Origin of the sequence: Lysinibacillus sphaericus (genome assembly GCF_001629735.1) — a bacterium.
Lineage (GTDB): Bacteria > Bacillota > Bacilli > Bacillales_A > Planococcaceae > Lysinibacillus > Lysinibacillus pinottii.
The window spans coordinates 1,238,293-1,253,811 of the sequence record NZ_CP015224.1 but is presented as its reverse complement, the minus strand read 5'-3'; the positions used below and the strand labels follow the sequence as shown (position 1 = coordinate 1,253,811).

Sequence of the window (15,519 nt, the reverse complement as noted above, 5' to 3'; positions counted from 1 at the left end):
AAAATCAAACGAGTTACTTATAGTGATCCTCTATTTTCTCTCTACGCAATATTTATCAGTATCAGCCTCATTAAGCTGTTGACTTGTACAATTCAACCCACTTTAATACATCTTCCTTGGAAGAAGATTTATGTAGTGATTCTTTCGACATTTTTTTCCACTTGCTCCCTAGTGACATACTTTGTCATAAAGACAGTTACGCCACCATCGTTATTGATCATCACCTCATCCATCAAAGTTTCCATTAAATAAAGTCCTAACCCACCTTCTCTTAGCCCAGCAATATTTTCCTCAGGATGGTACGGTCCAATCTTAGTCTTAATTTCCTCGAAATTAAAACTATTGCCGTAGTCAGCAATCATCAATTCCATTTTATTGTCGTATAACGCACATCCGATGACGATTTCACCTTCTTCATCTTCTTTATAAGCGTGATGGACGACATTAGTGACAGCCTCACTTGCAGCAATTTTTAAGTCTTCGATATCATTATAATTAAAGTCAATCCGGCTTGCAAAACCAGAGACAGTTAACCGAATAACACTGACAAATTGTGGTTTAGCAGGAACCCTAATTTCAATATAGTCAAATTTCTTCATTATCTTAATCCCACCTTTTTATAGTTTCGAAATCCATCAAACACTTAGTTCAGTAATTTCAAATAATTTTTGTAATCTAGTCGATAAACCAACTAGCTTCACTTTGCCATTTTTACGTAATGTTCTTTTGTAAAAAGCTTTGTTCACTTAATCGCAAAGGATGATGATAAAATGTTATTCACTAATGAAACAACTAAGGCAGCAGTACGTGACTACATTAAACAATCAGTTGATAAAAAGAAAATCGATAAGTCATTGCTTGATAAATTCGACCAAGGTACGATGACCAATGGTGATTTGAAGGATTAAAGATTATCATTACACAACGTAGCACCTAATAGCAAAAACCCGGAATTAAAACCGATTATTGTGAAGTATAATTCGAATTCACAACACTAAACCTATTAGAAGTCTTCAATGAAGTAATATAAATGAGGTGAATAAATGAAAAAAATTGTTTTTAGCGCACTTACATTAATACTTTGTACGGGATTATTGTTTGGATGTGGAAAAGATAATGATGAAAAGGAAATGGATTCGTCTGAAGAGTCTCGTAAAAAAGAACATAAAGACGATCCACAAAAATCATATTTTTAGTAAAGTATTTTTTAATATTGCCCAGATACTCATTAATTTGAGTCTAGGCTTTTTTTATTTCCACAAATTAATACTTGTCAAAACGCAAAGGCGTGTTCTGAAATAATACAAACGAAAGTTCTTATCGAGAGGATGGGGTTGTATGTTGAATCCTGAACAACGGCGACTATTTCATAAATTTTTAATTCTAGAAATGGAAGTTCAATCATCTCAACGTGACTTCTCTGTAATTGAAAATTTGAAAATGAGTAAGGTTTATTTACCAATCCTTGATAAGTTACTAAAAGACAACACCCAAGATTATTACAATTCAAAAAGATTATTGGTGAAAGAGAAAATAAGGTTATTTAAAGTAGAAAATATTGATGAGTATTTCAGTAACATGCATATAGTTATAGCAGGAAATGACGTAGTGCTACGCTATGATAATATGGCTTTAAAATCACAGGTAGAAAAATTATTTTTCAGTCAACCAGGCGCTCAATGATAGTGAGTACCTGTTTTTTTATTCCCCAACACTATCTTGAAAAACCTTTCTCCCTGAAAGTATTTTATTTACATTTATAGTTATTTTACTAATCGAATCTTTAGTCAGAGGTATTTTTCCATCTTTCTCTATTATTTTCCATATTTTTACGTTATCTCGATAGAGATATTCTGATAATCGGTAAATATCTATGTCTAAATTTAATCCTTCTTCATATGTTGTCTTTATTTCTTCTTTGACTTTTTTTTCTATGCCTTTTTCTAACTCATTTACATTTAAATTACCTTTAAAACCATTGAGTATAGCTTCAAAATCAATTTTTATTTCAAATGTTACTTCATTTCCTTTTACAATTGGTATTACTTCAAGGTTTAATTTTTCAATATCAACAGTAATGTAATTACTTTCGTTATTGTCTAAATTAAAGGTTATATTTCCAAGGTTTTTTTGACCTGTCATCCAGCGATTCCCACCAACAAGATTATTAGTTATAGCACCTTTAAATCCATCCTTTGAAATTACGCAGACACCATTTATGGCTGTTTCGGTTGAGGGATTCTCTTTTTCAGATACCCAATTTTTATTGATAGAAACCAATGATAAAGCTACCTCATGACTTGGTTCATTCAACCCTATAATTAATTTTCTTAAATCAACTGGTTTTGTAAATGCCTCTAATGTATTTGTGTTCAAGGGGGTGCTTAATTTTGAATTATCAAGTGGCTTATTTAATATAGGGATAACTAGAAGAATTTCTTCAATAAAGTCCGATGTACAATGTACGTAAATTTGATATCTTGTCTCCCTAAATCTTGTGAAAGTGTCTAGTACCGAATTAGCAAGTTCACTTTTTAAAGCATCCTCAGATAATAGTAAATAAGTCATATGCCCCAATAAATTTCTTGGTCAGCTGATAGATATAATTTATAAATAGCTTCTTCAATAGTTTTTCCATTAGCATGTGCAATTTCAGATGGGGTGGCATCAGGACTGGTTTTTTCAGATTTCGCAACATTGGAGAAGTTAATGAACTGTAAATAAATTACATACTGATTATCTATATAATCTACCCCGACTCCATAGACATAGTACATTTTCTGTCCAACAGCCTGTAAGTAGAAAAAGAGTAAAAGGGGAAATTAATAAAAATACTCTAATCATCGGCATTTTTCTCCTGATTTTTAAATTGTACACAAGTAAATAATTAACATTATAAAGATGTTCTATGCAATTATAAGTAACTTAATGCTTGTATCATTCTTGGATAGTATAAACTCCTCTTAGATAGAACAAAATAATGAGAAGAAAAAGGATAAGGAGTAAAGAATTGCCGATTAGAAGATTTTATTTCATGTTATTTTTATTCGTATACGGTCTAATATTCTAGATAAAGTGGGGTTAACTTCATTAATGAGTTACCATATTGGACAAGAAGAAAAGTACAGGCTGCACTAGAAAAGGACATTGAAAAGAAGCTTAAAAAAGAAATATCTAGAGTAATTGATCGTATTCAAGAGTTAGAGTCAGATATTTTTGGGTTTTGGGGAAAATATAGAAGAACTGTGAGACAATCAAAACTAACAAAAGAAGTATAAAAATATGAAAGTAAATTTACATATTGCCTTTATTCGAATAAGTATTCAAATACTATATAAGATATATTCAAAAAAATCTAAGCATTCATTATTAAAAATGATTACCATTGTTGACTATAAACCGAAAATGGGTGAACTACGTTTGTGCGCAAATAATAATTCAAATATATTGAATCGCTACCATGTTATCATATTAGGTCAAAATATAATGATGGGCACAAGTATCCTTACTTTACCACAGAACCTTAGTTCAATGGGATATAGTCAGGCACTTATGCCACTTTTATTTGGGATTATTGCAAGTGTGAATTTATGGCAGATAATTTGGCTTTGTTCAAAGTTCCCAAATGATAATTTATTTCGTATAAATGAAATTTTGTTAGGAAAATCTTTTGGTAAAATAATTAACCTATTTCTTATTATTCAATTCATTGTTTTTAGCGCAGGAATAATAAGTGATTATATGCATCTTATACAAAGTTCAGCACTACAAGAGCAAACAATTACTTTACCAGTTATTTGTTTTTTATTAATTCTTGTTTACATTGTTAATGGAGGTATAAAATCTATTGCAAGATTTAGCATATTTTCCTTCTTTTTATCAATTGCTTTATTCTATTTTTTACATTGGGCTATTGAAAAAGGGAATATAAGTCATTTATTTCCATTATTTAATTTCAATACTAAAGAATTTCTTACTGCTTTTAAAGAAGGCTACCTTTCTATTCTAGGTTATGAACTAATCATGTTTTATTTCCCTTATATTATAAATCAGAAAAAAGCATTCCGCGATTCTTTGATAGGAATTTGGATAAGTATACTCTTATTCTTTTTTACAACTGCTATAAGTATAATGTACTATTCAGAATGGCAATTGAAAAACGTAGAATTTTCCGTTTTAAATTTATTTAAAGCAGGGGAACTGTCTTTTGTAGAAAGAATCGATATTATTGGCATTACAATGTGGGTATTTCTAATTTTATCAACGGTTGGTGCTTATGTATGGTGTGCAAAAAAAGGACTAGATTCACTTTTAGTAAAGCGAAGTAAATATAAACTTATATATATTGCAGTGATTATTTTTTGCCTTATAAAATTACCACTCTCAAAGGAAATTCAAACAAAACTTATTATGGCTAGTAACTATATTGGATATATTGTAATTCTTTGGCCAGTCTTTTTAGGAATTATATTTTTGTTACGAAGAAACCACATACCTCATGGAAGTTAAAAGGCAAAAGCATTAGAAGTTAGGGAACTTTAGGGAACCATGGAGATTGATGTTACGCGAACAAGCTATTTTCTCTGTACAAGATGTACAATATGCATAACTTGAGACAGATGGTAAACTTAGTGTTTTACAAAAAACTTCTGAACAGGTTGCGACGAAACTGGACGTGAAAGCAGGTGTATCACCACTAACCTACCAACAGAAGTAATTTCAGTTGGCCAGCTTATTTACGAAAACCTAGTGGAACTTGATTTGACAGAAGATTGGCTAATGAAAAAGTTAAAAAAGCAAAAGATGTCTATTTTGCACAGATTCAAACGAATGGCTCCTTATACATCAGTTTGAAGGACAAAGCTAGACCATCAAATCCTTAACACTTAACTAAGTTCTCCCTCTCTCCATAATTTTTATGAAATGCAATTGACCAGGGACTCACAATATAATTTGCTCTTCATTAATAAACTAGTTTAATTTGGTTCGGTTCCTACTTTTTATCAACATCTTTTTGTATTGTGTCACCAGAGGCAATTTATTTTTGTGAATCCCCTATACCTTCGATTTTTCAAGAAAAGTACCTCATTTTTTGGATAGGAAGACTTAAATTTATGTTATGTTCCAACAACACACCGATATAGTTAAATTCATTAACTAATAGGAATTTTACCCCTTTTCTCGCCACCTGATTGTATAATTATCTATTAAAAAGAAGTACCCAATGGGCTACTTCTTCACTTTTTCAAGATATTGTTCTGATTTCTAAAGATTGTTGTGCTCGATATTTTCATGTGCTTTCCAATCGCAGGCATGCTATTTCTATACTATGAAGTACCATATTTCTCTGTAACCTTGCACTTAGTGCTATTTTTGCAAGTTTTTCAGAAGACGTAATTTATTGCTTCTTCAAAAATACAAGTTAAGTTTAAATTTAATTGTAAAAATTATTCGTTGAAGTAGTAATACTTTCCTCTTAATGAATACTTTTAAATAGATAAAACTTAAAAAGTTGTAAAAGCTTTTTAGATTAATCATTTATAGTGCATTACTCCCTTTCTAAATGTATAAGAATGTTCTTATTGGGAAATCTTTATTTATACCCTATTGTAGAAGGTGTTTTAACAATGAGTGATCAAAATCAAGTTCCTAAAAAGATTCAGAATGAGAAAATGGGATTAGATCAAGGAGCCGTTCTCACTACCATACAGAAAGAAAAGTACATCCAAGATGGATTACATCACACAGATGATTTATTTATAAGAGAGTTAAAAATAAATGGAAAATTAATCAAAATCTTTTTTTTAGATTCTCTTACTGATAAAACAAGCTTGGAAACTAATATCATAAAACCGTTAATTGACTCAACTTTGAATGACTTTAAACATGTGATCACGAGCGCAAAGTTAGTGACGACAACAAATCTTGACATTGCAATTGAAATGATCCCTGAAGGCTATTGTGTCATCATGGAAGATTTATCAGATACCCTATTGCTGGTTCCTTTTCCTAACGAGCATTCTGGTAGAATAGAACCAGAAAATGAAAGAATCATTAGAGGTTCACATCAAGGGTTTGGAGAAAAAATTTCGGAAAACATTCAATTCATTCGTGAAAGGATCTCTAGTTCAAAACTTACGATTACACTTTCCACTATTGGTGAAACATCAAAATCCAAATATGCTTTGATCTATTTATCTGATATAACAGATCCCGAAATCTTGAAAAAAATTGAAAATCGAATCAGTTATATCCAGACTGATTCGATTCAAGCACCAGGTGGATTTGAAGAATATATTCAAGACAATACTTATTCTCCTTTTCCACAATTTCTTAATACCGAGCGAGTTGACCGTGTCGTGTCCAATCTGATGGAAGGAAGAGTCGCACTTATTATGGATGGTAGTCCAACGGCATTGATTTTTCCAGTTACATTTTTTAGTTTCTTTCAAACGGCTGAGGACTACAATTCCAGAACCACAATTAGCTCTTTTTTTAGAATGATTAGAATTTTTAGTTTCATCACAACCGTGTGTCTTCCTGCTTTTTACATTGCTTTAATTTCTTTCAACTACGAAATTATTCCAGTAGAGATTGTGTTTTCTATTAAGAGTTCTTTGGAATTCGTCCCCTTCCCTCCCCTATTAGAAGCAGCGATTATGCAATTAACGCTTGAGTTGCTTCGAGAAGCCGCCATCAGGTTACCTAATCCGATTGCACAAACCATAGGGATAGTAGGAGGACTGGTTATAGGAACGGCAGTTGTAGAAGCTAATTTCGTATCCAACACAATGGTCATTGTGGTGGCCATCACGGCTATTTCTTCATTTGTCATTCCATCAAATGAATTAAGTACTTCTAGTCGGATATTGGGATTTCCTCTCATGATAGGGGCAGCACTGTTTGGGGTTTTTGGAATTGTTATAGGGTTGACACTTATATTGATTCATATGTGTAAACTAAAATCATTAAGTCATCCCTATCTATACCCTTTGGCACCTTTTGATTTTTCTGCTTTAAAAGATACAATTATTAGAGGCCCTATATGGTCGATGAAGGCAAGACCGAAAGATTTGAACACCCAAAACCGCTGGAAGACGTCTCATGAAAGAGGATGGAAAAAAGATGAAAAGTCTGACTAACCTAACCACTTTGACTACCTTTCAGTTAACATTTTTAATTATGCAGGCACAAATTGGAGTAGGGATACTTGGTTTACCATCTGATGTTTTTTCTATGTCAAAGCAAGACAGCTGGATGTCAGTCTTGGTTTCAGGGATTGTAATCCAAATTTTAATTCTAATGATTTGGAGTCTTGGAAGAAGATTCCCTTCTAAGTCACTGTTTCACTATTCTACCCAATTAGTTGGAAAAGTTGCGGGAAACAGCATAAACATTGTTTATATTATTTATGCGGTAATGGTCGCTAGCCTCGTATTGATGTACTCATCTGCCATCATTAAAATGTGGGTTTTACCTCTTACCCCTAGATGGATTGTGATAGTGCTTCTAACACTAACTGCTATTTATATAGGAAAAGGAACTGTGTCAGAAATCAGCAATTTTTTTGTTATGGTTTCCACCCTCATCATCTTATTGATTATTATTTCCTTTATTGTTATGTTAACTTATCCAGCAGAGTGGAGGTTTTTATTTCCTATTGGGCATTCTGGATTTGGAAATATTCTTAAAGGGGCCAAGGAAGCTTACTTTTCAATGCTTGGATTTGAGTTATTACTCATTCTGTACCCATACTTTCAACATATAGGAGAAAAAAAGATTTTATTCTCAGCATCAATAGCTAATCTTTGTGTAACATTGTTATACACCTTCCTAACAGTAGTCACAGTGGTGATTTTTAGTCCAGAGGAGTTGTTAAGTATCCCACAACCCGTTTTATATTATGTAAAATCATTATATCTACAAATTGTTGAGAGGATTGATCTCTTGTTCATCTCTCTTTGGGTTATCAATGTCATTACTTCATTAACAAGCTACATTTTTTTAGCTACCGAAGGATGTTCAATCACTTTTTCAAAAAAAAGACGTACAGTATTTATCTTCTTAATAGGTATCATAGCGAGTGGGGTCTCTATAATTCCTAATAAAGAGTCGGAAATTGATTTAGTGAATAAAGCTGTCATTATAATGTCGTATGTCACGTTACTGACAATTCCTTTATTCTTATTTGTAATCTCTCTTTTATTCAGAAAGAGTGAAAGGGCTTAGGAAAATGATAAAAAAATGTATGATTTGGGTAATAATTGTAGTGAATGCATTTTTCTTAGCAGGGTGTTGGGATCAGAGACTCCTTAAAGAAGGAAGATTGGTTTATGCCTCTGCCTTTGATTTAGAGCTAGATGAAAAAATTAAAACGACGGCCATTGTTCGTGATATGAAAAATGGAGTTCCGACTAATTTCATAATCCAAGGAGAAGGGAACACCATTCGAGAGACCAGATTAGATATGGACAATAAACTATCTGGCGATTTTGATCCGACTAAAAATCGTTTATTCTTATTGGGAGAGGAATTAGCTCATAAAGACATTTATCAATTCTTAGACATCTTTTATCGTGATCCAAATAGCTCTGTCTCAGCTAATATCGTTGTTACAGAGGGAAATGCTGAAGATATATTGAAAAAGATGACACAAAAAAATACACTCATCGCAGAATTCATCATTGAATTGTTATCTAGTGCAGAGAAATCAACGCAAATTCCAAAACTTAATGTTCAATCCATTAGGACAAATATGTTTGATCCAGGGAAAGACTTTGCATTACCCTTAATTTCATTAAAGGATGACGAGGTGATTTTAGCTGGCACAGGATTATTTCATAAACACGAATTAGTGGGTTCTCTAACTTTGGAAGAGTCTACCTTATTTCTTATCATGTCTAATCAGAAAAAAAAGGTTGCTCGATTCGTTTCAGAAATCAGAGATGATAAGGAACTAAGAATTCAGAACTACATTTCGTATAACTTTAGCAAAGTAAATTCCAACTTAGCTGTCCTATCCGCCTCACCCGAAAATATTAAAGTAGAAATTAATGTGAAAGTAGATGTAAACATTTTAGAGTTTCCGGAGGATAAGTTATCCAATGAAGAAAAGATACAGCAACTCAATACTCTATTATCAAAGGACTTGACTGCTAAAGCAGAAAAATTAGTAAAAAAACTCCAAGCCTCCAATTCTGATCTATTCGGAATAGGGAGAGAATTGATTGCATATCACCCTAAAACATGGAAACAAATAAAGTGGGAGGAAAAATACCCTAATATAAATATTAGACCTAAGTTTGAAGTAGAAATCGTGGGACATGGAGTCATCAATTAAAATGATTCTCACTAGTTCGGTCTACTTAACTGTTCCACCTCCAAAGGGCTGGGACAAATGTGTTTTTTCAAACAACAAAAATACCGAACTGTTCAATGAAACACTTATGAAATGTCTCGGAATAGTTCGGTTTTCTATTTTTTGTGTTCTGTTAATATAAAAATTATTCTACTTTTCGAAGGAATCTTTTAGTTATGTCATATTCTCTAAAGTCTAACTTTTGGGTTCATACATTATAGGTGTCTTTTTCAGATAATGGATGCTCATTCTTCCCGATTTAGACGATTTTTTATTTAAACAATTTTGCATCTGCCCAGTTGGCATGATCATTGTCAATATTATCGTTAGCATTAAACGTTACTAACTCAAGTGTGCTTTTCCCTGTAATATTTACTTCGACATGTTCGGCTGGTTCATGAGATTTTTTAACCGGACTTATATATATAATTTTTCCATCAGCGATTATTACAAAATTCACAGAACCATGACCCGACGTTACTTGATCATCTATCCCTACATCGACTGTAAATTTAGTATACTGTCCATTCAAATTATACTTAATTGTGCTATTTGCATGTGAGCCAATCCCTTTGTCATATTTCAAACCATTGATAGATAATTGTGTTTTATAAAACGATTGGTCTTTATTATATGAAAAATAATTAGACGTTATTTGCTCGATATCTCCTGTAACTGAAATTGGCGTTAACTCATCAGTTAAATACACGGATACAGGTGCAGCTAATGTAGTTGTATTACCACTTACAAAAACTGTACAAATAGTCACCATTAACACCATAGCTAAACTTAATACATTAAATCGAAAACCTTTTGAATTAAAAACATGCTTCTTTTTGTTTTTCATAACAAATCCCCTTTCGATTTCGAATTACATTACCTATCTTTACATAATAAACCATTTTTTCAAGATTTTTAATGATTGAATTTTTAAAAAGATAAAATTGAAAACGTTACTCCACTTACTTTTAGCAAGTTGGCTTCAATTAAATAACCTAAAATCAAAAATAAAGTTTCGTTTTATTTTTTGTTTTTTGTCTTGGTTTAGCACCTAACATGTATAGTCTCCTTTCTTAACGTTCCACATTTCGATCTAGTCTTACCATTTCATGATTCTTAATTCTTAACAGCATACCCTGGAGACAATTTACAACCAAACGAGAGGAAACACGATTAACTAAAATCGAATTCAACTTTGAAATCTTTATTTAATATTAATTTAGCATCAAATTCCTTCCCTGATTTACCTACAAAACCTTTTATTTTCCCTGTTTTTCCTTTTACCACCAAATCAGTTAGTTGTTTTTCAGAAAGGGCTTTGTTACCCACTGTTTTAAAAATAGAGAAGTTGCAACTAGTTTTTGAAAAATGAGTGCAGCCTACTAATTTCCCTAATTTCCCTTTATCAACAACCTCACCTTTTTTGCATTTTGGAATTTTGAGGGAAAATAAAATTGATTGTACCATCCTTATTTCGTTTTAAGATTGCTGCAAACTCTTTATCTTCTTTCGATTTAAAACCTTTAATAATCCCTGTCTGCCCTTTTTCAATCAAATCAAGAAGTTGTTTGTCAGACAATGTTTTTTTAGCAATTGTTTTGAAAATGGAGAAATCACAGCCTGTCTCATTAAATTGAGTACAGCCTACTAATTTTCCTTTATCAACAATCTCACCCTTTTTACACTTAGGACACATAGGATTTTGTGGAAATATGAAATCTATTTTACCGTCTGCCTTTAATTTTAAAATTGCTGCAAATTCTTTATCTTCCTTTGATTTAAGACCTTTTACAACACCTGTTTGCCCTTTTTCAATTAAATCTCGAACTTGTTTATTTGATAGTTCCTTTTTAGCAATTGTTTTAAAAATGGAGAAGTCGCAACCAGTTTCTTTATATTGGGTACAACCAAATACTTGCCCTTTATTTATAATCTTACCCTTTTTACATTTTGGACAGGATGGGGCGTCCTCATCTTTTGCTTTAAATTCAGTTGTATCAAGGTTTTCAGTGATTTTTTCGTTAATGTTTGTTACTTCTTTTTCGATTGTCATAAGAAATTCCACACCTTTCATAGTCCCATTTTCGATGTCTTTTAAGGATTTTTCCCAATTTGCTGTAATTACATGGCTTACAAGACTAGTACCCTCTACCAACTTACATAAAGAAATCCCTGTATTTGTTACATTCACAATTTTTTTATCTGTTAAATCCAAGTATCCGTTGTTGAATAATTTTTCAATAGTTCCACTACGAGTGGCTGCTGTTCCAATCCCCTTAATTTCTGATAAATCATGTCTTTATAATCAACGTCTTGTAAAATTTCCTTCCACCCTCGTATCTTTTCGATACTACCTGTTGTGTGAAATGGCACATCATTAATAGTTGTGACAATTTTTGTTTCCTCATACTGGTAAGCAGCCATGAAAAGAGCTGTGGCACTTTTAACAACCTCTAAGTAAATGTTGCTTTCTTGAACCGATAATTCGGATAGATTCGCAAGTTTGCGAGTCGGTAGAAGAGCATAATGATCAGTTACCTTACTGGCATCAACATGCTTTTTTAAAGGTTTATAGATTGGTTCAAACAATATTGAGTAATATTTTTAAATCACTCACCAAATCTTTTAAATACTCATATTCATTCTCGCTAATGTATTTGCTATCCGTACGTGGGTATGATAAGACGCGTTTTTCATAGAGACCTTGAGCAATTTTAAGGGTCTTATCTGGACTATACTTATACTTTTTAAATGCTAGTTTTTGAAGTGATGATAGACTTAGCAATGTAGGCGCATTTTGGTTCTTAGTTTCTTTTGTAATACTAGAAACCGTAGCTTCAAAATTTTTACCTGGAACCAACTTATTTTTTTCAATGAAAGTATTTAACTCGTCTTTAGTATCGAATTTTAGCTTAGATCTTCCTCTGTAATCGCCTTGATCGCTAACAAAATTAGCATCGAGCTCGTAGAAAGATTTAGAAACAAAACTTTCAATTTCTTTTTGACGTTGATAAACCATAGATAGGACCACTTGCATATTTCTACCGATTGCGATTTTAGGTATATTAGGATTTTTCTCTTTTGCTTTAAGTGTTGCAAATCCACTTGTGTTCATACCTAAATACCAATCGCTAATCGCTCTTGCTTTCCCTCGCTCAAAGCGTAGTAAATCCTTTTCTATTGGCTCTAAATTCCGGATTCCGGAAACCATGAAGTACCTCACTTTTTTCTTCTGACGAAATCCATAAGCGTTTAAGCGTCTTATTTGTTGTGTCAATTTTCGCAGTTTCAAGAATTGAAAAGAAGATATGAGTACCTTCGATTCCAGCATCTGTTGCATTAATTATTATTTTGGCTTCAGCCAAATGCTTTTGCATAGTATTGAAAAGATCTCGTTTACTCTCATCTACTTTATATTCGTATCTTTCAGACTTAATCGGTAGATCTTCTAATCGCCAAGTTTCATATTTGTCATCATACTCATGTGGTTCTTTTAGTGATACTGAATGGCCGACTGACCAAACGAGCGTAGCACCGTTGGGAAGTAGCCCTGATTTTTTAATTTCAAAATAATGATCATGCTTACATTCAATACCTAATGTGCCACCGATATTTCTTGCCTGTGATGGTTTTTCATATAATATAACTATACTCATTTCAGTGACCACCTTTATTTACTAATTTATTTGTACTTAAATTATTCAGTTTCAGATTTTTTCGTAGTATAATTTTTGAACTATGAAGAAAACCGTATTTACAGCAAGATAAATTGCAATTATTAATGTTGTACGTTCCTGGTTTCCTAAAAACGATAATCCTAACAATGTATAAAAAGATAAAAGATAGAAGAAGTATTCTAATAAGGTTTTAGACATCCGCAACGCGAATTTAACACCTAGTGACACTGCTAAGGAGATCGTAACTAAAATACTCATAAGGCCCTCGACAATTTCACGTTCTCTCCCACCATTATCACTAATAATGGTTGTTAAACACACATTCCATCGATACTCAAATAAAGCATTGCTAATATCAAGAACCACTCACTCAACTTCTTCAGGGGGGTTAAAATTGCCATGTTACTTTCTCGCTCCTTTTTGATAAGAAAAAGGACTCACCATTTTTGGTGAATCCTTAACTTTAGATAGATTTTAAAAATCTTGCCTGCGTTAATAAAAAGCTTTAACACTAACGTTCATAAAATCCATTACCTTGATTTCTGATTGTTTTTTGCTCTTTCATTGATTTATTTTCTTGCTGCAGATAATCCCTAATAGGCTCTTTTAACAAAGAATCTAGTAATTCAAATAAATCCTCATTATTTTTAACTAACATCTAACACCCTCCTCATATAATAAAGGAATATTTTTATTGTTGCATTATGTTTAAATTAAGATTAAATAATTTAATCTATGGTAGTAGAAAGTGCATCATTAAAAATGATTTAAAATACATCTAGTATTCATCCTATCGAATAAAACGATTCTAATTTAAACAGCTATATGCTTTGCAATTTTAAATTTCATAGTTTTTCCTGTATGCTAAATGATGATCGACTTTAAAGGGATTTACATGGATTGTAGTAATTTTTTTCATTAGATTATTTTCTATTTCGTATACAGTTAATTCAAAAAGGTCGTTGTTTCTCAAAATAAAAATTAGCTAAATTTGTAGCATAAACAAATAACGCAGCACGTGTTGCTTACTATACATAACGTGTTTATTATCCCTTTCTAGTTTACTAGCCATAATACTTCCCTCGAGGGTTGCAACAATAAAGGAAGCTACCTCCTCTGTATTGATATCCGGTTTTAACTCTTCATTTTGAATACCTTCTTCTAAAATCCCTTCAATTATATTGAGAAATGTATAGAAAACTCCAAGTGCCTTTTCTCTTAACAGTAGATTCGTATCGTCACTGTCTACAGCAGTATTCAGCAAAGGACATCCCCCTTTTATTGGTGGATTATTTATTACATCTTCATATACATTAAAAAAAGCACCAACCTTTTCCAATGTTGTATTAGCATTGCGTATCGCCTCAGAAAAATGTTGAGAGACAGTATCAATAGCATATTCAAATGCCTCTATAGCAATCTCATCTTTACTTTTAAAATTACGGTAGATACCACCTTTTTGTAGCCCTGTAGCCTCCATAATGTCATTTATTGAACAGCCAGCATAGCCTTTTTGATTGAACAATTCTGCTGATTTTAATACAATATGTCTCCGTGTTTGTTCACCTTTTTGCATAATATCCTCCATTATTATTGTTGATAAATTGTAACATGTTTTAGTTGTACATTAACATATAATAAGTTATCTTAAAAGAGACCGAATGGTCTTTTTTAAAGATGAGAGTAGAATTTCTAAAAGAAGAGGGTGGGAGAATTAGTATTTGATTAGCATGCAATTTTATAATGCTTTTGATATTTGACATGAATTTATTTAAAAACAATTAAAACTAAGGAGGAAATTATGCATAACATTATTATTCCAGATAGTAAGGTAGCAAAAGAAGCTACTCAATTAATTTACGAGATTTCTCCAGAATTTCTTTATAATCATTGTTTACGGACATATGCCTTTGGTGATGCATTGGGGAAAAAATATGGATTTAAATATGATCAGGAGTTATTTTATCTTGCTTCTGTCTTACATGATGTTGGTCTTACAGAGCATGTTTGTTGTAAACATTCATTTGAATATGAAGGTGCTGATCATGCAGAAAAATTCCTTCATTCTCATGGTTTTTCACAAGATAAAATTGATGTAGTACGTGAAGCTATTATTCTACATACCTCAGAAATTGCTGAAGAAAAACAACCAGAGATTGCTTTAGTTCATTTCGGGGCGGGAATGGATGTAGTTGGTTTACGTATAGAAGATATTCCGGAGGAAACATTTAATTTTATAATTGAGGTTTATCCTCGATTAGGTTTCAAAAAATCTATGATTGAACTTATTAAATATGATTCCAATTTAAAAAATGCACAGCAACAGCCAAATAATTTGAGTTCTTCTATGCTTCGTATGGGGTTTGTAGATTGGGTGATGAATGCTCCTTTTAAAGAATAGAGAATAAGATTTAAATTGTCATGAGGCTTAGGATTAAATCATTTCCTTAAGAAAAGAAAAAAGCTACCCTTTCAGTCGTCATT

Annotated in this window: 22 protein-coding genes and 1 pseudogene; 10 read left to right on the top strand and 13 right to left on the bottom strand. The window is 32.1% G+C overall.

The annotated features are described in order from the left end of the window. Nucleotides 1–128: 128 nt before the first annotated feature. Nucleotides 129–599 (bottom strand): anti-sigma B factor RsbW, encoded by a 471-nt coding sequence (gene rsbW, locus A2J09_RS06100; protein WP_012294239.1) that lies wholly within the window; start codon nt 597–599, stop codon nt 129–131. A 171-nt stretch (nt 600–770) separates the two neighbouring features. On the opposite strand from rsbW, the gene A2J09_RS23370 reads away from it, so the two are divergent. The 3 genes from A2J09_RS23370 (at nt 771) to A2J09_RS06095 (ending at nt 1,683) form a co-directional block, all read left to right on the top strand. Beyond that, complete coding sequence (locus A2J09_RS23370; protein WP_012294238.1) at nt 771–908, top strand: hypothetical protein; 138 nt, start codon at nt 771–773, stop codon at nt 906–908. A 135-nt stretch (nt 909–1,043) separates the two neighbouring features. After that, complete coding sequence (locus A2J09_RS23660) at nt 1,044–1,196, top strand: hypothetical protein (RefSeq protein WP_012294237.1); 153 nt, start codon at nt 1,044–1,046, stop codon at nt 1,194–1,196. 142 nt (nt 1,197–1,338) lie between these two features. Further along, nucleotides 1,339–1,683, top strand: coding sequence for a YhjD family protein (locus A2J09_RS06095; RefSeq protein ID WP_036161498.1), 345 nt, complete (start codon nt 1,339–1,341; stop codon nt 1,681–1,683). A gap of 18 nt (nt 1,684–1,701) precedes the next feature. Here A2J09_RS06095 and A2J09_RS06090 read toward each other — a convergent pair whose 3' ends face one another. Both A2J09_RS06090 and A2J09_RS24100 read right to left on the bottom strand, forming a co-directional pair. Continuing rightward, on the bottom strand, nt 1,702–2,568 hold the full coding sequence (locus A2J09_RS06090) for a Ger(x)C family spore germination C-terminal domain-containing protein (protein ID WP_227256835.1): 867 nt from the start codon (nt 2,566–2,568) through the stop codon (nt 1,702–1,704). Next, nucleotides 2,565–2,777, bottom strand: a complete 213-nt coding sequence (locus tag A2J09_RS24100) for a Ger(x)C family spore germination protein (protein ID WP_012294234.1) — start codon at nt 2,775–2,777, stop codon at nt 2,565–2,567. The genes A2J09_RS06090 and A2J09_RS24100 overlap by 4 nt, the downstream gene beginning before the upstream one ends. 312 nt (nt 2,778–3,089) lie before the next feature. Here A2J09_RS24100 and A2J09_RS24520 point away from each other — a divergent pair, with 312 nt between their 5' ends. The 6 genes from A2J09_RS24520 to A2J09_RS06070 all read left to right on the top strand — a co-directional run bounded on the left by A2J09_RS24520 (nt 3,090) and on the right by A2J09_RS06070 (nt 9,340). Beyond that, nucleotides 3,090–3,278 (top strand): Ger(x)C family spore germination C-terminal domain-containing protein, encoded by a 189-nt coding sequence (locus A2J09_RS24520; RefSeq protein ID WP_080695246.1) that lies wholly within the window; start codon nt 3,090–3,092, stop codon nt 3,276–3,278. Nucleotides 3,279–3,282: 4 nt separating this feature from the next. Further along, complete coding sequence (locus tag A2J09_RS06085) at nt 3,283–4,509, top strand: GerAB/ArcD/ProY family transporter (protein WP_012294232.1); 1,227 nt, start codon at nt 3,283–3,285, stop codon at nt 4,507–4,509. Between the two features lie 240 nt (nt 4,510–4,749). Continuing rightward, entirely contained in the window at nt 4,750–4,854 is a 105-nt protein-coding gene (locus tag A2J09_RS24515) for a hypothetical protein (protein WP_324611342.1), read from the top strand. Between the two features lie 773 nt (nt 4,855–5,627). Further along, nucleotides 5,628–7,142: a spore germination protein gene (locus A2J09_RS06080; protein WP_051563234.1), complete on the top strand. Its 1,515-nt coding sequence runs from the start codon at nt 5,628–5,630 to the stop codon at nt 7,140–7,142. Next, entirely contained in the window at nt 7,105–8,229 is a 1,125-nt protein-coding gene (locus tag A2J09_RS06075; protein ID WP_036161495.1) for a GerAB/ArcD/ProY family transporter, read from the top strand. The genes A2J09_RS06080 and A2J09_RS06075 overlap by 38 nt, the downstream gene beginning before the upstream one ends. A gap of 4 nt (nt 8,230–8,233) precedes the next feature. After that, complete coding sequence (locus A2J09_RS06070) at nt 8,234–9,340, top strand: Ger(x)C family spore germination protein (protein ID WP_036161492.1); 1,107 nt, start codon at nt 8,234–8,236, stop codon at nt 9,338–9,340. 289 nt (nt 9,341–9,629) lie between these two features. On the opposite strand, the gene A2J09_RS06065 is transcribed toward A2J09_RS06070, so the two are convergent. From A2J09_RS06065 to A2J09_RS06030, 10 genes and pseudogenes are all read right to left on the bottom strand, one after another. After that, a complete protein-coding gene (locus A2J09_RS06065) occupies nt 9,630–10,205 on the bottom strand; it encodes an NPCBM/NEW2 domain-containing protein (RefSeq protein ID WP_012294229.1) in 576 nt (191 codons plus the stop codon). A gap of 326 nt (nt 10,206–10,531) precedes the next feature. Beyond that, complete coding sequence (locus A2J09_RS06060) at nt 10,532–10,825, bottom strand: topoisomerase C-terminal repeat-containing protein (protein ID WP_036161489.1); 294 nt, start codon at nt 10,823–10,825, stop codon at nt 10,532–10,534. Beyond that, entirely contained in the window at nt 10,773–11,411 is a 639-nt protein-coding gene (locus A2J09_RS06055; protein WP_158511880.1) for a topoisomerase C-terminal repeat-containing protein, read from the bottom strand. Before A2J09_RS06055 ends, A2J09_RS06060 begins: the two co-directional genes overlap by 53 nt. 60 nt (nt 11,412–11,471) lie before the next feature. Next, nucleotides 11,472–11,600: pseudogene (locus tag A2J09_RS24620) on the bottom strand (hypothetical protein); the annotation flags it as partial. Further along, on the bottom strand, nt 11,564–11,947 hold the full coding sequence (locus A2J09_RS24415; RefSeq protein ID WP_036161485.1) for a DNA topoisomerase: 384 nt from the start codon (nt 11,945–11,947) through the stop codon (nt 11,564–11,566). The gene A2J09_RS24415 and the pseudogene A2J09_RS24620, both read right to left, overlap by 37 nt. Continuing rightward, entirely contained in the window at nt 11,940–12,569 is a 630-nt protein-coding gene (locus A2J09_RS24410) for a DNA topoisomerase (RefSeq protein WP_036161483.1), read from the bottom strand. Before A2J09_RS24410 ends, A2J09_RS24415 begins: the two co-directional genes overlap by 8 nt. Next, on the bottom strand, nt 12,514–13,014 hold the full coding sequence (locus A2J09_RS06040) for a toprim domain-containing protein (protein WP_036161481.1): 501 nt from the start codon (nt 13,012–13,014) through the stop codon (nt 12,514–12,516). Before A2J09_RS06040 ends, A2J09_RS24410 begins: the two co-directional genes overlap by 56 nt. A gap of 51 nt (nt 13,015–13,065) precedes the next feature. Next, entirely contained in the window at nt 13,066–13,401 is a 336-nt protein-coding gene (locus A2J09_RS06035) for a hypothetical protein (protein WP_139015332.1), read from the bottom strand. 145 nt (nt 13,402–13,546) lie between these two features. Next, nucleotides 13,547–13,693, bottom strand: coding sequence for a hypothetical protein (locus A2J09_RS23655; RefSeq protein WP_012294227.1), 147 nt, complete (start codon nt 13,691–13,693; stop codon nt 13,547–13,549). 327 nt (nt 13,694–14,020) lie between these two features. Continuing rightward, nucleotides 14,021–14,611, bottom strand: coding sequence for a TetR/AcrR family transcriptional regulator (locus A2J09_RS06030; protein WP_036161480.1), 591 nt, complete (start codon nt 14,609–14,611; stop codon nt 14,021–14,023). Nucleotides 14,612–14,836: 225 nt separating this feature from the next. Here A2J09_RS06030 and A2J09_RS06025 point away from each other — a divergent pair, with 225 nt between their 5' ends. Then, entirely contained in the window at nt 14,837–15,436 is a 600-nt protein-coding gene (locus tag A2J09_RS06025) for an HD domain-containing protein (protein ID WP_012294225.1), read from the top strand. The last annotated feature ends 83 nt before the right edge of the window (nt 15,437–15,519 follow it).